Source organism: Celeribacter baekdonensis B30 (assembly GCF_000299875.1).
GTDB lineage: Bacteria > Pseudomonadota > Alphaproteobacteria > Rhodobacterales > Rhodobacteraceae > Celeribacter > Celeribacter baekdonensis_A.
On record NZ_AMRK01000018.1, the window covers coordinates 1 to 17,712 of the forward strand.

Consider the following 17,712-nt stretch of genomic DNA (forward strand, 5'->3'; position numbering starts at 1 on the left):
TGTCGAAGATCGTCGAGTAAGATCGCATAAGTCACGCAAGTGATTGATCGCATAGAAAGGCCTCGCAAAAGCGGGGCCTTTTTCCAAAGACAAAGATACAAGAAGCCTAATAAATCATGCGGTTTTCGGGATTAGATATTGATCTGCCCTGATCCGCCCTGTATTGGGCAGCAATTCACTTTGTGTGAAGGATGAGGGTGAGTCGTGACTCGCCCTTTTCAGTTCGACGTGGCGGCGCAATGGTGCGTTTTCCACCTCTCAACTTTAAGCCGCGAAAGGCTATATTATGCAGTCGCAAAATATTCGCATTCGGCTGAAGGCATTTGATTTCCGTGTGCTCGATTCCAGCACCCAAGAAATCGTAAACACGGCAAAGCGCACCGGCGCGACTGTCCGTGGCCCGATCCCGCTTCCGAACAAAATCGAAAAGTTCACGGTTCTCCGTGGTCCGCACATCGATAAAAAATCCCGCGATCAGTTTGAGATCCGGACGCACAAGCGTCTTCTCGACATCGTTGATCCGACGCCCCAGACCGTTGACGCGCTGATGAAGCTCGACCTCGCCGCTGGTGTTGACGTCGAGATCAAAGTTTAAGGAGGGCACCTAGATATGTTGCGCTCTGGTATCATCGCGAAGAAAGTGGGCATGACCCGCTTGTTCATGGAAGACGGCAAACAGATCCCTGTGACCGTTCTTCAACTCGAAAACCTGCAAGTTGTTGCTCAGCGCACTGTTGATAAGGACGGCTACACAGCTGTTCAACTCGGTGCTGGCAACGCAAAAGCAAAACGCACCTCGGCTGCGATGCGCGGTCACTTTGCCGCTGCAAACGTGGCTCCGAAGCGTAAAGTTGCGGAATTCCGCGTGGACGAAGCCAACCTCATCGAAGTCGGCGCAGAAATCTCTGCCGAGCACTACTTTGAAGGTCAGTTCGTTGACGTGTCCGGGACATCCATCGGTAAAGGTTTTGCCGGTGCGATGAAACGCCACAACTTTGGCGGTCTGCGTGCATCGCACGGTGTGTCCGTGTCCCACCGTTCGCACGGCTCCACGGGTCAGTGTCAGGATCCGGGCAAAGTCTTCAAAGGCAAAAAAATGGCCGGTCACATGGGGTCTGCCCGCGTCACCACCCAAAACCTTCAGGTCGTTCGCACCGACGCTGACCGTGGCTTGATCATGGTCAAAGGCGCCGTTCCGGGCTCCAAAGGTGGCTGGGTTACGGTCAAAGACGCCATGAAAAAGCCGTTCCCTGAGAACGCGCCGCTTCCGGCTGCTCTGAAATCCGCACAAGCTCCGGTCGCTGAAGCTCCTGCTGCAGAAGCACCAGTAGAAGGGGGTGAAGCATGAAACTTGATGTGATCAAACTCGACGGCGGCTCCGCCGGCACTTTGGATCTCGATGAGGCCCTGTTTGGTCTCGAGCCGCGTGCCGACATTCTGCACCGTGTGGTCCGTTGGCAGCGTAACAACGCGCAGGCCGGCACTCACAAGGTCAAGACCCGCTCGGAAGTGTCCTACTCGACCAAGAAGATCTATCGCCAAAAAGGCACCGGTGGCGCACGTCACGGCTCCCGCAAGGCTCCGATCTTCCGTAAAGGTGGGATTTACAAAGGCCCGACACCGCGTTCGCACGGTCACGAGCTGACGAAAAAGTTCCGTAAACTCGGGCTCAAGCATGCTCTGTCTGCAAAGGCTGGCTCTGGCAACCTCGTGATCCTTGAAGATGCGAAACTCGCAGAAGCAAAGACCGCGTTCCTCGCCAAAGCGATCAAAGAGCAAGGCTGGAAGCGCGTGTTGATCATCGACGGTGCTGAGATTGACGCCAACTTCAAAGCGGCTGCTGCGAACATCGCTGGTGTTGATATTCTCCCGACGATGGGCGCAAACGTATACGACATTCTGAAACGTGACACGCTCGTGCTCACGCGTTCGGCTGTCGAAGCTCTGGAGGCTCGCCTCAAATGACCACGAAAGCTGCACTTTACGACGTGATCCGTAAGCCGATCATCACTGAGAAAGCCACGATGGCTTCTGAAAACGGTGCTGTTGTTTTTGAAGTCGCCATCGACTCCAACAAACCGCAGATCAAAAAAGCCGTTGAAGAACTGTTCGGTGTGAAGGTGAAAGCCATCAACACCGTCGTCACCAAAGGTAAGACGAAACGCTTCCGCGGGATGCTTGGCAAACGCAAAGACGTCAAAAAAGCCTATGTGACACTCGAAGAAGGCAACTCGATCGACGTGTCCACCGGTCTCTGATTTTTCAGGACTAGGTTGAAATCAAGAAGTCCCTCGGCGAGAGCCGGGGGGCTTTTTGTTTCTCGCGAAGCTTCTAAGGCAATTGTCGAATGCCTACTTTAGTACATAGATGTTTAGAGAATTGGTTTTAGATTGGGGATACTTCATGACCTCTGATCAGCTAAATCGAATTTTCGAAGTCGTTGATCTTACTAGGGGCTAGTCGGAATTGTGGTTCTGTTCCTATTTGCCGCCTGCGTCATGGTGGCCTTGGAGCATGCGCATAAGGGCTAGATTGCACATTTTGAAACTATTCTGTTCGCGCGGATCGTCAGCCTGCGCGGCAAAACTTCACTCCCCTATAGACACCCCCATCCATCCTTGCTAAACGCACCCATCGCGTGGCCTCGGATTCGTTCTGAGGCCTCTTGGTATTGTGAATTCGGGCACCTCTCATTTGGTTGAAGGGGCCTACAACATGGCCACCTTCGGGGGGCTAAACATCAGGCGGACCAGTTACAGGATCCGCCTCAGCTAGACGGAAGACAGAAAGAATGGCACTCAAGTCGTATAAACCGACGACGCCTGGCCAACGTGGGTTGGTTCTGATCGACCGTTCGGAGCTTTGGAAAGGCCGCCCGGTCAAATCCCTCACTGAGGGTTTGACCAAGAATGGCGGTCGGAACAACACCGGACGGATCACGATGCGCCGCAAAGGCGGCGGGGCAAAGCGTCTCTATCGTATCGTCGACTTCAAACGGAACAAGTTTGACGTCGCAGCGACTGTGGAACGGATCGAATATGACCCGAACCGCACCGCGTTTATCGCGCTTATCAAATATGAAGACGGCGAACAGGCTTACATTCTGGCTCCGCAGCGTCTGGCCGTGGGCGACAAAGTCATCGCCTCTGCCAAGGCTGACGTGAAGCCGGGCAACGCTATGCCGTTCTCCGGTCTCCCGATCGGGACAATCGTTCACAACGTTGAGCTCAAAGCTGGCAAAGGCGGTCAAATCGCGCGTGCTGCTGGGACTTATGCTCAGTTCGTTGGTCGTGACGGTGGCTACGCTCAGATCCGCCTGTCTTCTGGCGAATTGCGTTTGGTCCGTCAGGAATGCATGTGCACCGTTGGTGCCGTGTCGAACCCTGACAACTCCAACCAGAACTTCGGTAAAGCCGGTCGCAACCGCCACAAGGGCATCCGCCCGTCTGTGCGTGGTGTGGTTATGAACCCGATCGACCACCCGCACGGTGGTGGTGAAGGCCGGACCTCTGGTGGTCGTCACCCGGTGACGCCATGGGGCAAACCGACCAAAGGCGCGAAAACGCGCAACAAGAACAAGGCGTCCAGCAAGCTCATCATCCGCTCGCGTCACGCTAAGAAGAAGGGTCGCTAAGATATGGCACGTTCTGTCTGGAAAGGCCCGTTTGTGGACGCTTACGTCCTCAAAAAGGCCGAAAAAGCTCGCGAGAGCGGTCGCAACGAGGTCATCAAGATCTGGTCCCGCCGTTCCACCATCCTGCCGCAGTTCGTTGGTCTCACCTTTGGTGTGTACAACGGCCGCAAGCACATCCCCGTCAACGTCACAGAAGACATGATTGGTCAGAAGTTCGGTGAGTATTCGCCGACCCGCACCTATTACGGTCACGCTGCTGACAAAAAAGCGAAACGGAAGTAAGTCATGGGTAAGGTAGCAAATCCCCGTCGCGTGGCTGACAACGAAGCAATGGCCAAAACCAAAATGCTTCGCGTTTCGCCGCAGAAACTGAACCTCGTGGCTCAGATGATCCGTGGTAAGAAAGTGGACAAGGCCCTTACGGACCTCACCTTCTCCAACAAGCGTATTGCAGCTGACGTGAAGAAATGTCTTCAGTCCGCGATCGCCAACGCCGAAAACAACCACAACCTCGACGTCGATGAACTCATCGTTGCCGAAGCTTGGGTTGGCAAAAACCTCACCATGAAACGCGGTCGTCCGCGTGCACGTGGTCGGTTCGGCAAGATCATGAAGCCGTTTGCGGAAATCACCATCAAGGTGCGTCAAGTTGAGGAGCAAAACTAATGGGTCATAAGGTTAACCCGATCGGTATGCGCCTCCAGGTCAATCGCACCTGGGACAGCCGCTGGTACGCCGACACCAAGGATTATGGGAATCTTCTTTTGGAAGACCTCAAAATCCGCGAGTTCGTGAAAGAAGAGTGCAAACAAGCCGGCATCAGCCGTGTGATCATCGAGCGTCCGCACCGCAAGTGCCGCGTCACGATCCACACCGCCCGTCCGGGTGTCATCATCGGCAAAAAAGGCGCGGACATCGAAGGTCTGCGCAAGAAAATCGCCGCGATGACCGCATCCGAGCTGCACCTCAACATCGTTGAAGTGCGCAAGCCGGAACTCGACGCCGCTCTCGTGGCCGAGTCGATTGCACAGCAGCTTGAGCGTCGTGTGTCCTTCCGTCGTGCCATGAAACGTTCGGTTCAGAACGCCATGCGCATGGGGGCTTTGGGCATCAAAGTGAACGTCGCTGGCCGTCTTGGTGGTGCCGAGATCGCACGGACCGAATGGTACCGCGAAGGTCGCGTGCCGCTGCACACTTTGCGTGCTGACATCGATTACGCTCATGCCGAAGCCTCCACGGCTTATGGCATCATCGGCATCAAAACCTGGATCTTCAAAGGCGAGATTATGGAACATGACCCGCAGGCTCATGACCGTCGCGCCGAAGAAGCTCAAGCTGGTCCGGCGCCTCGCGGCGACCGCGGCCGTCGCTAAGGAGATCTGAGATATGCTTCAGCCAAAGCGTACAAAATTCCGCAAGGCCCACAAAGGCCGGATCCATGGTCAAGCCAAAGGCGGCTCTGACCTGACTTTCGGGACATTCGGCCTCAAAGCCGTTCAGCCCGAGCGCGTCACCGCGCGTCAGATTGAGGCAGCTCGTCGTGCGATGACCCGCCACATGAAACGTCAGGGTCGTGTTTGGATCCGTATTTTCCCGGATCTGCCGGTCACCTCGAAACCGACCGAAGTCCGTATGGGTAAAGGTAAAGGTTCTGTTGATTATTGGGCATGCAAGGTCAAACCCGGCCGCGTGATGTTCGAAATCGACGGCGTGACGGAAGAAGTCGCACGTGAGGCCCTGCGCCTTGCCGCGATGAAACTCCCGATCAAAACCCGCACCGTGGTCCGCGAAGACTGGTAAAAGTGGGTGCCCTACGGGGCGCCTACGCACAAGCGGTGGAGCGGGTTTCATAGAAACCTGCGGGCCGCGCCCCAGTTGAAAAATATAAGACCCCCGTCGAGACATCGGCGGGGGTTTTTGTTTGCCACCTCTTTTGTCTCTGCCATGTGCTTGTCTGTCGTGCTGCGCGTGCACATATGCCTTGGCAAGCACAAGGAGAGCTAAAGATGCGCGCGAGATTGGCCCAGGTTTTGGACCGCCCCCTGACCCGAAACCTGATCCTTGGGGTCATTCTGGCGAATGCCGTCATTTTGGGGCTTGAGACCTCCCAAACCCTTATGGCGCGTGCAGGGGGGCTCATCACACTTCTTGACAGCCTCTGTTTGGGCATTTTCGTCGTGGAGTTGCTGGCCAAAATCTATGCACGCGGCTGGAGGTTTTTCCGCTCCGGTTGGAACATCTTTGATTTCATCATCGTTGCGGTGTCCTTTTCGCCGACGGGCGGCGGATTGTCGGTGCTCAGGGCACTGCGCATCCTGCGGCTCTTGCGCGTCATATCGGTCGCACCCACGCTGCGCCGCGTGGTGGAGGGATTTATCTCCGCCCTACCGGGAATGGCCTCGGTGTTCTTGCTGATGGGGGTGATCTTTTACATTGCATCCGTCATGGCAACGAAACTCTTTGCCGCGACATTTCCGCAATGGTTCGGGGATCTCGGCGTGTCGGCCTATACCCTGTTTCAAATCATGACGCTGGAAAGCTGGTCTATGGGGATTGTGCGCCCAGTGATGGAGGTGCATCCACTGGCGTGGCTGTTCTTTGTCCCGTTCATCTTGATCACGACCTTTGCGGTGGTGAACCTCGTTGTCGGTCTGATCGTGAATTCAATGCAAGACGCCCACGCCGAAGAAACAAACGCCGCCACCGGGGATTACCGGGACGACGTAGTTCAGCGGCTTGAGCGGATTGAGAAAGCGCTTATTCCCAGCGATAATTAAAGCTCACGGAAATCCGGTCAAACTCCGAGCCATTCATCGGAACTTCGTGGCGCAGCCAGCTTTCCCAGAGCAACACATCCCCCACCTCGGGCTTCATATAGATAAAGCTCTTCAACTCACGCCGCGCGTCTTTGTTGCGCGGTGGGGCGGCCATCATCATGGCGTGGCGGGGGTCTTCGAGTTTGAGCGCAGAGGCACCTTTGGGCATCGCCACATAGGTGGTGCCGGAGATCACCGAGTGGGGGTGGATATGCGAGCCGTGGGTGCCACCTTCGGGCAGGATATTGATCCAGAGATCTTCGAGCACCAGCTTGCGCTCATCCAGGTTGAATTCCAAATCCTTGGCAAAGGCCGCAACATGTTTGTCGAGCGCTTTCACAAGGGATTTGAAGATCGGAAAGCGCCAAGCCAAATCGGTGAGAGAGGCATAGGAAGTGTAGCCCGGATACTCATTCGCCTCGCACCATTCCTGACCCGCCTCGTCATCTTCGGCGATGACGTAGCAGGATTGCTCCAATTCGTCCGCGTCGATCTTGGGCTTAAATTCGGACAAGGCGGCGTGATAGAGCCGGGTGACGAAGAGGGATTCGATGGTGGGCATGGTGGGCCTCAAGATATAGGGGTTATAGCTGTTGAGGTGGTTCTACGCGCTGCGCCGAGAAACACAAGGATTTGCCATCTTTCCCTTGCCCTATTCCCACGCTTCCCCTATAGGAACCCATCGCACGTGCCCGGTCCTCGGGATTCGTGTGTTTTGACATTCGCCCATCAGGCTCAGGGTCACCCACATAACGAACGTGGCGCTCTCTGATGTAAGACAAAGGATAAGGCTATGAACGCCCAGGAACTCCGCGCTAAGACGCCGGACGAGCTCAAGACCGAGCTTGCCAATCTTAAAAAAGAATCCTTCAACCTGCGCTTTCAGCAGGCCACGGGTCAGCTCGAAAACACCGCTCAGATTCGCAAAGCGCGCCGTTCGGCCGCTCTTGTGAAAACCATTCTGAACGAAAAAGCAGCTTCGGCTGAGTAAGAGGAGACTGACCTATGCCCAAACGTATTCTGACAGGTGTTGTCACCTCGAACCAGAACGAACAGACCGTGACCGTGTCCGTGGAGCGTCGCTTCAAACACCCGGTTCTGAAAAAGACCATTCGTAAGTCCAAAAAATACCGGGCTCACGATGAGAACAACCAATTCAACGTTGGTGAAACAGTCCGCATTCAGGAATGTGCACCGAAGTCGAAGACCAAGCGTTGGGAAGTTATCGTCACTGAGACGGCAGCGTCCTAATTTAATCGAAACCCTGGGGGAACAGGTCGCTGCAGACCTCCCCCATAGGTCGGGAGAAACCATATGATCCAGATGCAGACCAATCTGGATGTAGCTGATAACTCAGGCGCTCGCCGAGTTCAGTGCATCAAGGTCCTCGGCGGTTCGCACCGTCGTTACGCGTCCGTGGGTGACATCATCGTTGTATCGGTGAAAGAAGCCATTCCGCGCGGCCGTGTGAAAAAAGGGGATGTCCGCAAGGCCGTCGTCGTTCGCACCGCCAAAGAAGTCCGTCGCGAAGATGGCACAGCGATCCGTTTTGATCGCAATGCTGCCGTGATCCTCAACAACAACAACGAGCCGGTCGGCACCCGTATCTTTGGCCCAGTTGTGCGTGAGCTTCGTGCGAAAAACTTCATGAAGATCATCTCGCTCGCTCCGGAGGTGCTCTAATGGCTGCTAAGTTGAAAAAAGGCGATAAAGTTATCGTTTTGGCTGGCAAGGACAAAGGCAAAAAGGGTGAAATCACCACTGTGCTGCCGTCCAAAGGCAAAGCCATCGTGGAAGGCGTGAACATCGCCATCCGTCACACCCGCGCCTCTCAGGGCGATCAGGGCGGCCGCAAGCCGATCGCAGTGCCGGTCGACCTGTCCAACCTGGCGCTTTTGGATGCCAACGGCAAAGCCACCCGCGTCGGTTTCAAAATCGAAGGCGATAAAAAAGTGCGCTTCGCCAAGACCACGGGAGACGTGATCTGATGCTTGATACAGCAAATTACACCCCGCGTCTGAAGGCGATTTACAAGGACAGCATTCGTGCCACGCTCAAAGAAGAGTTCGGCTACAAAAACGACATGCAGATCCCGCGCCTCGACAAAATCGTTCTCAACATCGGTTGCGGTGCTGAAGCTGTGCGTGATTCCAAAAAAGCCAAATCGGCTCAGGAAGATCTCACCGCCATCGCCGGTCAAAAGGCCCTCATCACGAAAGCCAAGAAATCCATCGCTGGTTTCCGCGTTCGTGAAGACATGCCGCTTGGTGCGAAGGTTACTCTTCGTGGCGACCGTATGTACGAATTCCTCGACCGTCTGATCACGATTGCAATGCCCCGTATCCGCGACTTCCGCGGCGTGTCGGGCAAATCTTTTGATGGCCGTGGCAACTATGCCATGGGCATGAAAGAGCACATCGTGTTCCCCGAGATCAACTTCGACAAAGTCGATGAAGTCTGGGGTCTGGACATTGTCATCGCCACCACGGCGAAAACCGATGCTGAAGCCAAGAGCCTGTTGAAAGCGTTCAACATGCCCTTCAACAGCTGATCGCGCGAGGAGTTAGAGAACATGGCTAAGAAATCCATGATCGCCCGTGAGCGCAAGCGTGAGAAATTGGTGGCAAAATACGCTTCCAAACGCGCGGCTCTCAAAGAGGTCATTTACGATCAAGACAAGCCGATGGAAGAGCGTTTCCGCGCCTCCCTGAAACTTGCAGATCTGCCGCGCAACAGCTCGGCAACCCGTCTTCATAACCGTTGTCAGTTGACCGGTCGTCCCCACGCTTACTACCGTAAGCTGAAGGTCTCCCGGATCATGCTGCGGGAACTTGGCTCGTTTGGCCAAATCCCCGGTCTCGTGAAATCCAGCTGGTAAGAGAGGGCATAAGATATGAACGATCCTATCGGCGATATGCTCACCCGTATCCGTAACTCTCAACTGCGCGGCAAATCCGTTGTCTCCACCCCGGCTTCCAAGCTGCGGGCATGGGTCTTGGACGTGCTGCTCGACGAGGGCTACATCCGCGGCTATGAGAAAGGCACTGATGCGAATGGTCACCCGACCCTCGAAATCAGTCTGAAATATTACGAAGGCACTCCTGTTATTCGCGAACTGAAACGGGTTTCGAAACCCGGTCGTCGCGTGTACCTCGGTGTCAAAGACATCCCATCGGTCCGTCAGGGCCTGGGCGTGTCGATTGTCTCCACACCCAAAGGTGTGATGTCTGATGCAAACGCTCGTGCCAACAATGTTGGCGGCGAAGTGCTTTGCACAGTCTTCTAAGGAGGTCTCTCGATGTCTCGTATTGGTAAAAAACCGGTCGAAATGCCCAGCGGCGTCACTGCCTCTGTGTCCGGCCAGACCATCGAAGTGAAGGGCCCGAAAGGCTCTCACTCCTTCACCGCCACGGACGACGTGACCCTCACCATTGAAGGCAACGTCATCACCGTGACCCCCCGGGGCAAATCCAAGCGTGCGCGTCAACAGTGGGGCATGTCCCGCACTGTGATCGGCAACATGGTCACTGGCGTTTCCGTCGGTTTCAAGAAAGAACTTGAAATCAACGGTGTTGGTTACCGTGCTCAGCTTCAGGGCAACATCCTGAAACTGAACTTGGGTTACTCCCACGAAGTGAACTTTGAGGTTCCGGCTGGCGTCACCGTCACATCCGCGAAACCGACAGAGATCACCGTGGAAGGCTCTGATCCGCAGCTCGTCGGCCAAGTCGCAGCCAATATCCGCGAATGGCGTAAACCGGAGCCCTATAAGGGCAAAGGTATCAAGTACAAAGACGAGTATATCTTCCGCAAAGAAGGTAAGAAGAAGTAAGGACGCTCAAAATGGCAAACAGCAAAAGAGACCTGTTCTTGAAGCGCCGCCTGCGCGTCCGGAACAAACTTCGCAAGAACAATGTTGGCAAACTCCGTTTGTCCATCCATCGTTCGAACAAGAACATCAGCGCTCAGCTGATCGACGATGTCAAAGGCGTGACCCTCGCCTCCGCTTCCTCTTTGGAAAAGGATCTGGGGATCATCGGCAAAAACAACGTCGAAGCAGCCACCAAAGTCGGTGCTGCAATCGCAGAGCGCGCCAAGAAAGCCGGTGTGGAAGTGTGTTACTTCGACCGTGGCGGCTTCTTGTTTCATGGCAAAGTCAAGGCTCTGGCCGAGGCTGCGCGTGAAGGTGGTCTGAAGTTCTAAGACTGAGCGCGATCCGAAAAGTGGATACCGGTTTTCGGACCAAATTGCGCGAACACTAAGTCTGTGGGGGACGGTTTGTCCCCCCGATGATCCGGGTCGGCCTCACGCAAGTGGGGCCTTCACCGCGATTGAAATCAACGGCGTTAAACGCGCCACCAGTTCAAAGGAATGCCAATGGCAGAACGTGAAAACCGCCGGGACAACCGTCGCGACCGCGATGAAACCCCGGAATTCGCCGATCGTCTCGTCGCGATCAACCGTGTCTCTAAAACTGTGAAGGGTGGTAAGCGTTTCGGCTTTGCAGCTCTCGTGGTTGTGGGCGACCAAAAGGGCCGCGTCGGCTTCGGCAAAGGCAAAGCGAAAGAGGTCCCTGAGGCCATTCGTAAAGCCACCGAGCAAGCAAAACGCCAAATGATCCGCGTGCCGCTCAAAGAAGGCCGCACCTTGCACCACGACACCAACGGTCGCCATGGCGCTGGTAAAGTCGTGATGCGCACCGCACCGCAAGGTACTGGTATCATCGCCGGTGGTCCGATGCGCGCTGTGTTCGAGATGCTCGGTGTTCAGGACGTGGTCGCAAAGTCGATCGGTTCGCAGAACCCGTACAACATGATCCGCGCCACGCTGGACGGTCTCAAATCTGAGGCGTCTCCGCGCTCCGTGGCTCAGCGTCGTGGCAAAAAAGTCGCCGAGATTCTGCGTCGCGACGATGCACCGGTTGCTGACACTGAAACCGCTGTAGAAGCGTAAGGAGTAGACACATGGCTAAAACCATCGTTGTAAAACAGGTCGGCTCCCCGATCCGTCGCCCTCAGGTTCAGCGTGCAACGCTGATCGGCCTGGGCCTCAACAAAATGCACAAAACCCGCGAATTGGAAGATACCCCATCTGTGCGCGGCATGGTGCGTTCGATCCCGCACCTCGTTGAAATCATCGAAGAGCGCGACAATTAATCGACGCTTTCGAGCTTGATTTTGAAAGGCCCCGTGGGAACTGCGGGGCTTTTTGCATTTTCTTCTCAAAAAGCTATCGGGCCGGGAATAAAACGCTCACTGCCCCTGTATCTCTCACGTCTGCATATGGTCAGACCTCATGTCAGGGAGACAGAAGATGATGAAGATCCTCACGGCCACCGCGCTTAGCCTTTTTGCCCTTACCGCCCCCGCATTTGCGGAAAACCCGGTTTTGGTGGGCGAGTTGAATGGCGAACGTTTGTTGATGGATGCGCAGAAGATGACGCTTTACACCTTCGATAAGGATGAAAAGGGCGTCTCAAACTGTTATGAAGGCTGTATCGAAAACTGGCCTGCGCTCACCGCAGAGTCTGAGGCTGATCTGCCGAAGGGCTATAGCCTGATCACACGCAAAGATGGCGTGAAACAAGTCGCCTACAAAGATCAGCCGCTCTATCTTTGGGTCAAAGATATGAAGCCGGGTGATATGACCGGGGATGGCGTCAAAGGCGTTTGGCACACGGCCCGTCCATAACCACCCTTCGACACAGGTTTGATCCTCCCGGATCATGCGTCAGGCGGGGGAGCTGTCCCCCGCCGCTTTTCAAGAGGCACTCATGGCGAAGTTCAAAGCGGAACTCGAAGCGGCGCTCCCGGCGATCTGGCGCTATGCCTATGCGCTGACCCGGGACCATGCGCGCGCCGACGATCTGGTTCAGGATTGCGTCGAACGGGCGCTGAACAAACGCCATCTTTGGTCGGCAGATCGGCCCTTACGGCCGTGGCTGGCCAAAATCGCACTCAATTTGTTTCGCAATGGGCTACACCGCGACCGCGCCCATCTTCACCTTGCCTATGACGAGGCCGGGGACACCTCCGATTTGCCGGTGTCAGAGACCCATATGGATGCGCGCCTCGATGCCAGACGCACCCTTGCGCGTGTCGCGCAATTGCCCGAAGAGCAACGCCACGCTTTGCTGCTCGTCACCGTAGGCGGTTTGAGCTATGCGGAGACTGCCGAGGCCCTGGGTGTGCCGATTGGCACCGTGATGTCGCGCATTGCCCGTGCCCGCCATCGCCTTAAACAAGATCCACAGCCCGTTCAACTCAGGAGCGTGACATGACCCATGCGGAGGATTTTGATCCGACCCTTCATCGCTATGCCGATGGGGAGATGACACAAGATGAGATGCGGACATTTGAGGCACGCATGGAGGCCAACCCGGCGCTTGCCGCACGTGTGGCCGAGGTTATGGCACTCAACGAGGCGCTGAATATGGCCGTACCAAGCCCACAGGCGACGTATTTTGCCAAGATGATCTCGAACATTAGCCCGGACATCAGCCCGCGCAGCGCTTGGCCGAGACGGGCCGTGGCCGCCGTGGCTTTGCTCGGGATCGGATTGGCCCTGGGCTATTGGGGCGGGGTGACGCGCTCTGCCGGACAGGGCGGTGTACCAGAGAGCCAACTCTTGGCCTCCGCCTCAGCCGCACATATGCTCTACACAGCGGAAGTGCTGCATCCGGTGGATGTTTCGGGCGATGAGCGTGATCATCTCAAAACATGGCTGACCAAGCGGCTTGGAGCCGAAGTGCGCATTCCGACACTGACGCAGGAGGGGTTCTCGCTCGTGGGCGGGCGGCTCTTGCCAGCGCCATACGGGGCTGCTGCGCAGTTCATGTATGAAACTGAAGCCGGGCAACGGGTCACGCTTTACCTAACTCCGACGGCGCAAGCGGCGGTCACTTCCCTTAAATTCAACACTCATGATGGGTTGACCGCGGTGTCATGGCAGGACCCACATTGGCATTATGTTTTGGTCGGTGCGGCGTCGCGGAGCGAGATGGAGCACTTGGCCAAACGGGTCCATGGCGATGTGATTTGAGTCTTGCACAGCGGCGGTGAGCACTCAGAAAATTGAAGCCTGGTGCCGCGTCTATCCGCTTTGCGCGTTGATTGACCGGGTGAAACCCTCTTGGGAGGCAGGGTCACTGCCGCATTGGGCCGATCATATGCGCCAAACGCGAGAGTAAGTGCGTATTATTATGCCAAAACGCACAAATAAGTAACGGTTTTAAAACTGCATGCATTTTATGCATAGCGGCCAGACCGAAACAGGGGGATGTCAAATCTCCCGATCCCCCCTACATCAGTCGTGCTCCCAAAGAGACACAAACAGCACGGAGCGTACGGCTCCGCATTTTTAGGATTAGAACAATGGCACATACAGCTCACACCACCCGCTCCGCCGGCTTCGGCTTCTCCCGCTTCCTTGGCGAAATCTTTGACAACATCCGTTTGTCCTTTGCTCGCCAGCGCGCTTATACCCAGACCTTCAATCAGCTCGACGCCCTGTCGGATCATGAGTTGAACGACATCGGCTTGGGCCGCAGCGACATCCGCGACATCGCTCGCGACACCGCCGCACGCGTCTAACAGCGCCCAGATTTAGGTCTCATTGAGAAGGACGAAGCGATGCAACTTGTAGCTCCCTTTCCTGCCCAGCCCCTTGGCGCAGTGATGCGCGCGCTCAAAGCCGTGTGGCACACAGGTGCGGCCCCCAGCTGGACCGAATACCTGCGCGAAACCCGCGACTGAGCCCCTCAAAGAGACTGGACAGATCAAACACCCTGCAGGAAACTGCGGGGTGTTTTTGGTTTTGTCGTATTGGCGGCGCCCCAAACGGCCTTGGCCGGTAGGGTGTAATCAAGCGGCTGGGGAGGCGACCATGCGACGTTTGGCCCATCTTTGGCCTATCTGAGCGCACTCATTCTAAAGTATAAGAGGGTGTATCTTGATCTACGCGCGCAACCCCTCTATACGCGCCCGGTGGACGAGACCGTTCATAAGAATCAACATTTGTAAGCCGTGGTTGCCCACTCCGTCGCTGGAGGGCACATCCGGCAAGGAGAAGCGACATGAAATTGCATGAATTGCGTGATAACGCAGGCGCCACCAAAGCTCGGAAACGCGTTGGCCGTGGTCCGGGTTCCGGCACCGGTAAAATGGGTGGCCGTGGTATCAAAGGTCAAAAGTCCCGTTCGGGTGTGGCGATCAAAGGCTACGAAGGCGGTCAGATGCCTTTGTACCAACGTCTGCCGAAGCGCGGCTTTAACAAGCCGAACCGCAAAGAGTTCGCTGTTGTGAACCTCGGCCTGATCGAAAAATTCATCGAAGCGGGCAAACTCGACGCTGCAAACGTCACCGAAGACACGCTGGTGTCCTCCGGCCTGATCCGTCGCAAACTCGACGGCATTCGTGTTTTGGCGAAAGGTGAAGTCACCTCGAAACTGTCGATCACTGTGACCGGCGCATCGAAATCTGCGATCGAAGCTGTGAAAAAAGCAGGCGGTTCGCTGACTGTGACTGCAAAGGCCGACGCGGCAGCCGAATAAGGCTTGTGACAGAGGGCCCGGACCCTTAAGTCATCCTTAAGTTTTCCAAGCGCCGCCCCCGGAAGACCGGTCGGGCGGCGCTGTTCGTGAAGAGAGAGACCATTAATGGCATCCGCAGCAGAACAAATGGCAGCGAACCTCGACTGGGGCACCCTCGGGAAAGCCAAAGAGCTTCGTCAGCGTATCTTTTTCACCCTCGGTCTTTTGATCGTCTACCGTCTGGGCACCTATATTCCGGTGCCGGGGATCGACGGCGGCGCGTTAAAGAACTTTATGGATCAGGCGGCATCCGGCATTGGTGGCATCCTGTCGATGTTCACCGGCGGTGCGTTGGGCCGGATGGGTATTTTCGCCCTCGGCATCATGCCTTACATCTCTGCGTCGATCATCGTTCAACTGATGACCTCGATGGTCCCCTCGCTTGAGAACCTCAAGAAAGAGGGCGAGGCGGGGCGCAAGAAGATCAACCAATACACCCGTTTTGGTACGGTCGCCTTGGCACTGTTTCAGGCCTACGGTTTGGCTGCTTCGCTTGAGGCTGGCGATCTGGCCCATGATCCGGGCTGGTATTTCCGCGCGGGCGTTGTGATCACCCTTGTGGGTGGCACCATGTTCCTGATGTGGCTCGGTGAACAAATCACCCAGCGTGGTATCGGCAACGGCATCTCCTTGATCATCTTCGTCGGCATCGTGGCTGAAATTCCGCGCGCCTTGGCTCAGTTCTTTGAATCTGGCCGGACCGGCGCGGTGTCCCCGGCGGTGATCCTCATCGTGATCGCCATGATTGTCGGTGTGATCGCCTTCGTGGTCTTCATGGAGCGGGCGCTGCGCAAGGTTCACATCCAATATCCCCGCCGTCAGCAGGGTATGAAAATCTATGACGCGCAGTCCTCCCACCTGCCGATCAAAGTCAACCCGGCGGGCGTGATCCCGGCGATCTTTGCAAGCTCCCTCTTGCTGTTGCCGACCACTGTCGCGACCTTCTCCGGTCAGGGTGACGTTGGTCCGGTGATGTCGACCATTTTGGCCTATTTCGGTCCAGGGCAGCCGCTCTATCTGTTGTTCTTCACCCTCATGATCGTGTTCTTTGCCTATTTCTATACCGCCAACGTCGCGTTCAAAACCGAAGACGTGGCTAAGAACCTGAAGAATCAGAACGGTTTTATCCCTGGCATCCGCCCGGGCAAAAAGACCGAGGAGCATTTGGACTACATCGTGGCCCGTATCCTCGTCATCGGCTCCGCCTACCTTGCGGCAGTTTGTCTCTTGCCAGAGATTTTGCGTAGCCAATTCGCCATTCCTTTCTATTTTGGCGGCACTTCGGTGTTGATCGTGGTATCGGTGACGATGGATACGATTCAGCAAATTCAATCTCACTTGCTGGCGCACCAGTATGAGGGTCTGATTGAGAAATCTCAGCTGCGTGGGAGGAAGCGCAGCAAAAGAGGGACGACACGGAAATGAACATAATTCTGCTTGGACCACCCGGCGCGGGCAAAGGCACACAGGCACGCCGTCTTGTTGAGGAGCGCGGCATGGTGCAACTTTCGACCGGGGATATGCTGCGCGATGCGCGGACCTCCGGGACCGAGATGGGGCAAAAAGTTGCTGCAATCATGGATGCGGGGCAACTCGTCACCGATGAGATCGTTATTGGTCTGATTGATGAAAAAATCCGCAACGGCAACGCCGCTGGATTTATCTTTGACGGTTTCCCGCGCACCTTGGGTCAGGCCGACGCGCTCAACGAACTGTTGTCGCGCAATGGCGCCCAACTCGAAGCTGTGATCGAGATCGCCGTCGATGACCAAGCGCTCGTCAATCGCATCACGGGCCGTTACACCTGTGGCAATTGCGGTGAAGTGTACCACGACACCACCAAGCCGACCAAAGTCGACGGTGTATGTGATGCTTGCGGATCGACCGATCTGAAACGCCGCGCGGACGACAATGAGGACAGCCTCAAAACCCGTCTGATGGAATATTACAAAAAGACCTCGCCGCTGATTGGCTACTATTATGCCCGTGGTGATCTGAAGTCCGTCGATGGCCTGCAAGATCCGGAAAAAGTGGCGGCGGATATTGCTAAGGCGCTGGCGTAAACGCGCCACATCCTTGGCAAGACTTGGAAATTCACCGGGGCCTCTTGACGCTCCGGTGATTCCCCCTTATGGCAACCCATCCCTATGGGGCAAAGATTCGCCGCCGGACCGGGTCCGAGGCAATCAGATTGAATTCAGCTGCGGCTCGCGAGGCCTAAAACCCGCGAGCCAACGTTGTGAAAAAAGGTTCCGGTATTACGGAACCGCAACGAAAGGACAGACCACGTGGCACGTATCGCCGGCGTAAACATCCCCACTGCAAAGCGGGTCCCGATCGCCCTCACCTATATCACTGGCATTGGCAACACCTCTGCCCAAGCTATCTGCGAAGCCGTTGGCATCGAGCTGACCCGTCGCGTCAACGAACTCTCCGACGCCGAAGTTCTCGCCCTGCGCGAACATGTCGACGCCAACTACACCGTCGAAGGTGACCTGCGTCGTGAGACCCAGATGAACATCAAGCGTTTGATGGACCTCGGTTGCTACCGTGGCCTCCGTCACCGCCGCAACCTCCCGGTGCGTGGTCAGCGGACCCACACCAACGCGCGCACGCGCAAAGGTCCGGCAAAAGCAATCGCCGGCAAGAAGAAATAAGGGAGGGCATAGAAC

At 56.1% G+C, this 17,712-nt stretch carries 31 protein-coding genes; 30 read left to right on the plus strand and 1 reads right to left on the minus strand.

What is annotated here, in order from left to right; translation table 11 throughout:
- Positions 1 to 286 precede the first annotated feature (286 nt).
- The 10 genes from rpsJ (at position 287) to B30_RS19795 (ending at position 6,411) form a co-directional block, all read left to right on the plus strand.
- Complete coding sequence (rpsJ, locus tag B30_RS19750; protein ID WP_009574003.1) at positions 287 to 595, plus strand: 30S ribosomal protein S10; 309 nt, start codon at positions 287 to 289, stop codon at positions 593 to 595.
- Positions 596 to 610: 15 nt separating this feature from the next.
- Positions 611 to 1,348, plus strand: a complete 738-nt coding sequence (gene rplC, locus B30_RS19755; RefSeq protein WP_009574004.1) for a 50S ribosomal protein L3 — start codon at positions 611 to 613, stop codon at positions 1,346 to 1,348.
- On the plus strand, positions 1,345 to 1,965 hold the full coding sequence (rplD, locus tag B30_RS19760) for a 50S ribosomal protein L4 (RefSeq protein WP_009574005.1): 621 nt from the start codon (positions 1,345 to 1,347) through the stop codon (positions 1,963 to 1,965). The genes rplC and rplD overlap by 4 nt, the downstream gene beginning before the upstream one ends.
- Positions 1,962 to 2,258 (plus strand): 50S ribosomal protein L23, encoded by a 297-nt coding sequence (locus B30_RS19765; RefSeq protein WP_009574006.1) that lies wholly within the window; start codon positions 1,962 to 1,964, stop codon positions 2,256 to 2,258. The genes rplD and B30_RS19765 overlap by 4 nt, the downstream gene beginning before the upstream one ends.
- Before the next feature lie 533 nt (positions 2,259 to 2,791).
- On the plus strand, positions 2,792 to 3,634 hold the full coding sequence (gene rplB, locus B30_RS19770; RefSeq protein WP_009574007.1) for a 50S ribosomal protein L2: 843 nt from the start codon (positions 2,792 to 2,794) through the stop codon (positions 3,632 to 3,634).
- A gap of 3 nt (positions 3,635 to 3,637) precedes the next feature.
- On the plus strand, positions 3,638 to 3,916 hold the full coding sequence (rpsS, locus tag B30_RS19775) for a 30S ribosomal protein S19 (RefSeq protein WP_009574008.1): 279 nt from the start codon (positions 3,638 to 3,640) through the stop codon (positions 3,914 to 3,916).
- A gap of 3 nt (positions 3,917 to 3,919) precedes the next feature.
- Positions 3,920 to 4,300, plus strand: coding sequence for a 50S ribosomal protein L22 (gene rplV / locus B30_RS19780; RefSeq protein ID WP_009574009.1), 381 nt, complete (start codon positions 3,920 to 3,922; stop codon positions 4,298 to 4,300).
- Positions 4,300 to 5,007, plus strand: coding sequence for a 30S ribosomal protein S3 (rpsC, locus tag B30_RS19785; protein ID WP_009574010.1), 708 nt, complete (start codon positions 4,300 to 4,302; stop codon positions 5,005 to 5,007). The genes rplV and rpsC overlap by 1 nt, the downstream gene beginning before the upstream one ends.
- Before the next feature lie 13 nt (positions 5,008 to 5,020).
- Positions 5,021 to 5,434 (plus strand): 50S ribosomal protein L16, encoded by a 414-nt coding sequence (gene rplP, locus B30_RS19790; RefSeq protein WP_009574011.1) that lies wholly within the window; start codon positions 5,021 to 5,023, stop codon positions 5,432 to 5,434.
- Between the two features lie 206 nt (positions 5,435 to 5,640).
- Positions 5,641 to 6,411 (plus strand): ion transporter, encoded by a 771-nt coding sequence (locus B30_RS19795; protein ID WP_009574012.1) that lies wholly within the window; start codon positions 5,641 to 5,643, stop codon positions 6,409 to 6,411.
- Here the strand turns inward: B30_RS19795 and B30_RS19800 are convergent.
- Positions 6,392 to 7,012, minus strand: a complete 621-nt coding sequence (locus B30_RS19800) for a 2OG-Fe(II) oxygenase family protein (RefSeq protein ID WP_009574013.1) — start codon at positions 7,010 to 7,012, stop codon at positions 6,392 to 6,394. The genes B30_RS19795 and B30_RS19800 overlap by 20 nt on opposite strands.
- Before the next feature lie 231 nt (positions 7,013 to 7,243).
- Here B30_RS19800 and rpmC point away from each other — a divergent pair, with 231 nt between their 5' ends.
- The 20 genes from rpmC (at position 7,244) to rpsM (ending at position 17,697) form a co-directional block, all read left to right on the plus strand.
- A complete protein-coding gene (gene rpmC / locus B30_RS19805) occupies positions 7,244 to 7,441 on the plus strand; it encodes a 50S ribosomal protein L29 (RefSeq protein ID WP_009574014.1) in 198 nt (65 codons plus the stop codon).
- Between the two features lie 14 nt (positions 7,442 to 7,455).
- Positions 7,456 to 7,701 carry a 30S ribosomal protein S17 gene (rpsQ, locus tag B30_RS19810; protein WP_009574015.1) on the plus strand — a complete coding sequence of 82 codons (246 nt, stop codon included), beginning with the start codon at positions 7,456 to 7,458 and terminating at the stop codon, positions 7,699 to 7,701.
- 63 nt (positions 7,702 to 7,764) lie between these two features.
- Positions 7,765 to 8,133: a 50S ribosomal protein L14 gene (gene rplN, locus B30_RS19815; protein WP_009574016.1), complete on the plus strand. Its 369-nt coding sequence runs from the start codon at positions 7,765 to 7,767 to the stop codon at positions 8,131 to 8,133.
- A complete protein-coding gene (rplX, locus tag B30_RS19820; protein WP_009574017.1) occupies positions 8,133 to 8,438 on the plus strand; it encodes a 50S ribosomal protein L24 in 306 nt (101 codons plus the stop codon). Before rplN ends, rplX begins: the two co-directional genes overlap by 1 nt.
- A complete protein-coding gene (gene rplE, locus B30_RS19825; protein WP_009574018.1) occupies positions 8,438 to 9,001 on the plus strand; it encodes a 50S ribosomal protein L5 in 564 nt (187 codons plus the stop codon). Before rplX ends, rplE begins: the two co-directional genes overlap by 1 nt.
- A 21-nt stretch (positions 9,002 to 9,022) precedes the next feature.
- Positions 9,023 to 9,328 (plus strand): 30S ribosomal protein S14, encoded by a 306-nt coding sequence (gene rpsN, locus B30_RS19830; protein ID WP_009574019.1) that lies wholly within the window; start codon positions 9,023 to 9,025, stop codon positions 9,326 to 9,328.
- Between the two features lie 15 nt (positions 9,329 to 9,343).
- Positions 9,344 to 9,736, plus strand: a complete 393-nt coding sequence (gene rpsH / locus B30_RS19835; protein WP_009574020.1) for a 30S ribosomal protein S8 — start codon at positions 9,344 to 9,346, stop codon at positions 9,734 to 9,736.
- A 12-nt stretch (positions 9,737 to 9,748) separates the two neighbouring features.
- The gene (rplF, locus tag B30_RS19840) at positions 9,749 to 10,282 is read left to right on the plus strand and encodes a 50S ribosomal protein L6 (protein WP_009574021.1); all 534 of its coding nucleotides are present in this window, start codon (positions 9,749 to 9,751) and stop codon (positions 10,280 to 10,282) included.
- An 11-nt stretch (positions 10,283 to 10,293) separates the two neighbouring features.
- Positions 10,294 to 10,653, plus strand: coding sequence for a 50S ribosomal protein L18 (rplR, locus tag B30_RS19845; protein ID WP_009574022.1), 360 nt, complete (start codon positions 10,294 to 10,296; stop codon positions 10,651 to 10,653).
- 174 nt (positions 10,654 to 10,827) lie between these two features.
- The gene (gene rpsE, locus B30_RS19850; protein WP_009574023.1) at positions 10,828 to 11,403 is read left to right on the plus strand and encodes a 30S ribosomal protein S5; all 576 of its coding nucleotides are present in this window, start codon (positions 10,828 to 10,830) and stop codon (positions 11,401 to 11,403) included.
- Positions 11,404 to 11,414: 11 nt separating this feature from the next.
- Positions 11,415 to 11,606 (plus strand): 50S ribosomal protein L30, encoded by a 192-nt coding sequence (rpmD, locus tag B30_RS19855; RefSeq protein WP_009574024.1) that lies wholly within the window; start codon positions 11,415 to 11,417, stop codon positions 11,604 to 11,606.
- A 157-nt stretch (positions 11,607 to 11,763) separates the two neighbouring features.
- Positions 11,764 to 12,141, plus strand: a complete 378-nt coding sequence (locus B30_RS19860; RefSeq protein ID WP_009574025.1) for a COG4315 family predicted lipoprotein — start codon at positions 11,764 to 11,766, stop codon at positions 12,139 to 12,141.
- Between the two features lie 82 nt (positions 12,142 to 12,223).
- Positions 12,224 to 12,730: an RNA polymerase sigma factor gene (locus B30_RS19865; RefSeq protein ID WP_040403051.1), complete on the plus strand. Its 507-nt coding sequence runs from the start codon at positions 12,224 to 12,226 to the stop codon at positions 12,728 to 12,730.
- Entirely contained in the window at positions 12,727 to 13,491 is a 765-nt protein-coding gene (locus B30_RS21585) for an anti-sigma factor family protein (RefSeq protein WP_009574027.1), read from the plus strand. Before B30_RS19865 ends, B30_RS21585 begins: the two co-directional genes overlap by 4 nt.
- 332 nt (positions 13,492 to 13,823) lie before the next feature.
- Complete coding sequence (locus B30_RS19875) at positions 13,824 to 14,042, plus strand: DUF1127 domain-containing protein (protein ID WP_009574028.1); 219 nt, start codon at positions 13,824 to 13,826, stop codon at positions 14,040 to 14,042.
- 39 nt (positions 14,043 to 14,081) lie between these two features.
- Positions 14,082 to 14,204: a hypothetical protein gene (locus B30_RS22685; RefSeq protein ID WP_269771055.1), complete on the plus strand. Its 123-nt coding sequence runs from the start codon at positions 14,082 to 14,084 to the stop codon at positions 14,202 to 14,204.
- Between the two features lie 320 nt (positions 14,205 to 14,524).
- Positions 14,525 to 15,001, plus strand: coding sequence for a 50S ribosomal protein L15 (gene rplO, locus B30_RS19880; RefSeq protein WP_009574029.1), 477 nt, complete (start codon positions 14,525 to 14,527; stop codon positions 14,999 to 15,001).
- 105 nt (positions 15,002 to 15,106) lie between these two features.
- Positions 15,107 to 16,465, plus strand: coding sequence for a preprotein translocase subunit SecY (gene secY / locus B30_RS19885; protein WP_009574030.1), 1,359 nt, complete (start codon positions 15,107 to 15,109; stop codon positions 16,463 to 16,465).
- Positions 16,462 to 17,103 (plus strand): adenylate kinase, encoded by a 642-nt coding sequence (locus B30_RS19890; protein ID WP_009574031.1) that lies wholly within the window; start codon positions 16,462 to 16,464, stop codon positions 17,101 to 17,103. Before secY ends, B30_RS19890 begins: the two co-directional genes overlap by 4 nt.
- A gap of 225 nt (positions 17,104 to 17,328) precedes the next feature.
- Positions 17,329 to 17,697, plus strand: coding sequence for a 30S ribosomal protein S13 (gene rpsM, locus B30_RS19895; RefSeq protein ID WP_009574032.1), 369 nt, complete (start codon positions 17,329 to 17,331; stop codon positions 17,695 to 17,697).
- Positions 17,698 to 17,712: the final 15 nt, after the last annotated feature.

Excerpts from the sequence above, each read along its gene's own strand:
- rplF (WP_009574021.1), top strand. The coding sequence starts at position 9,749 with ATGTCTCGTATTGGTAAAAAACCGGTCGAAATGCCCAGCGGCGTCACT.
- rplX (WP_009574017.1), top strand. The coding sequence starts at position 8,133 with ATGGCTGCTAAGTTGAAAAAAGGCGATAAAGTTATCGTTTTGGCTGGC.
- rpsJ (WP_009574003.1), top strand. The coding sequence starts at position 287 with ATGCAGTCGCAAAATATTCGCATTCGGCTGAAGGCATTTGATTTCCGT.
- rplE (WP_009574018.1), top strand. The coding sequence starts at position 8,438 with ATGCTTGATACAGCAAATTACACCCCGCGTCTGAAGGCGATTTACAAG.
- rpsN (WP_009574019.1), top strand. The coding sequence starts at position 9,023 with ATGGCTAAGAAATCCATGATCGCCCGTGAGCGCAAGCGTGAGAAATTG.
- rplC (WP_009574004.1), top strand. The coding sequence starts at position 611 with ATGTTGCGCTCTGGTATCATCGCGAAGAAAGTGGGCATGACCCGCTTG.
- rpsE (WP_009574023.1), top strand. The coding sequence starts at position 10,828 with ATGGCAGAACGTGAAAACCGCCGGGACAACCGTCGCGACCGCGATGAA.
- B30_RS19795 (WP_009574012.1), top strand. The coding sequence starts at position 5,641 with ATGCGCGCGAGATTGGCCCAGGTTTTGGACCGCCCCCTGACCCGAAAC.
- B30_RS19875 (WP_009574028.1), top strand. The coding sequence starts at position 13,824 with ATGGCACATACAGCTCACACCACCCGCTCCGCCGGCTTCGGCTTCTCC.
- B30_RS19800 (WP_009574013.1), bottom strand. The coding sequence starts at position 7,012 with ATGCCCACCATCGAATCCCTCTTCGTCACCCGGCTCTATCACGCCGCC.
- rpsS (WP_009574008.1), top strand. The coding sequence starts at position 3,638 with ATGGCACGTTCTGTCTGGAAAGGCCCGTTTGTGGACGCTTACGTCCTC.
- rpsC (WP_009574010.1), top strand. The coding sequence starts at position 4,300 with ATGGGTCATAAGGTTAACCCGATCGGTATGCGCCTCCAGGTCAATCGC.
- rplV (WP_009574009.1), top strand. The coding sequence starts at position 3,920 with ATGGGTAAGGTAGCAAATCCCCGTCGCGTGGCTGACAACGAAGCAATG.
- B30_RS19865 (WP_040403051.1), top strand. The coding sequence starts at position 12,224 with ATGGCGAAGTTCAAAGCGGAACTCGAAGCGGCGCTCCCGGCGATCTGG.
- rplB (WP_009574007.1), top strand. The coding sequence starts at position 2,792 with ATGGCACTCAAGTCGTATAAACCGACGACGCCTGGCCAACGTGGGTTG.
- B30_RS19765 (WP_009574006.1), top strand. The coding sequence starts at position 1,962 with ATGACCACGAAAGCTGCACTTTACGACGTGATCCGTAAGCCGATCATC.
- B30_RS19860 (WP_009574025.1), top strand. The coding sequence starts at position 11,764 with ATGATGAAGATCCTCACGGCCACCGCGCTTAGCCTTTTTGCCCTTACC.
- rpsH (WP_009574020.1), top strand. The coding sequence starts at position 9,344 with ATGAACGATCCTATCGGCGATATGCTCACCCGTATCCGTAACTCTCAA.
- B30_RS22685 (WP_269771055.1), top strand. The coding sequence starts at position 14,082 with ATGCAACTTGTAGCTCCCTTTCCTGCCCAGCCCCTTGGCGCAGTGATG.
- rplO (WP_009574029.1), top strand. The coding sequence starts at position 14,525 with ATGAAATTGCATGAATTGCGTGATAACGCAGGCGCCACCAAAGCTCGG.
- B30_RS21585 (WP_009574027.1), top strand. The coding sequence starts at position 12,727 with ATGACCCATGCGGAGGATTTTGATCCGACCCTTCATCGCTATGCCGAT.
- rplP (WP_009574011.1), top strand. The coding sequence starts at position 5,021 with ATGCTTCAGCCAAAGCGTACAAAATTCCGCAAGGCCCACAAAGGCCGG.
- rplD (WP_009574005.1), top strand. The coding sequence starts at position 1,345 with ATGAAACTTGATGTGATCAAACTCGACGGCGGCTCCGCCGGCACTTTG.
- rpmC (WP_009574014.1), top strand. The coding sequence starts at position 7,244 with ATGAACGCCCAGGAACTCCGCGCTAAGACGCCGGACGAGCTCAAGACC.
- rpmD (WP_009574024.1), top strand. The coding sequence starts at position 11,415 with ATGGCTAAAACCATCGTTGTAAAACAGGTCGGCTCCCCGATCCGTCGC.
- B30_RS19890 (WP_009574031.1), top strand. The coding sequence starts at position 16,462 with ATGAACATAATTCTGCTTGGACCACCCGGCGCGGGCAAAGGCACACAG.
- rplN (WP_009574016.1), top strand. The coding sequence starts at position 7,765 with ATGATCCAGATGCAGACCAATCTGGATGTAGCTGATAACTCAGGCGCT.
- rpsQ (WP_009574015.1), top strand. The coding sequence starts at position 7,456 with ATGCCCAAACGTATTCTGACAGGTGTTGTCACCTCGAACCAGAACGAA.
- secY (WP_009574030.1), top strand. The coding sequence starts at position 15,107 with ATGGCATCCGCAGCAGAACAAATGGCAGCGAACCTCGACTGGGGCACC.
- rplR (WP_009574022.1), top strand. The coding sequence starts at position 10,294 with ATGGCAAACAGCAAAAGAGACCTGTTCTTGAAGCGCCGCCTGCGCGTC.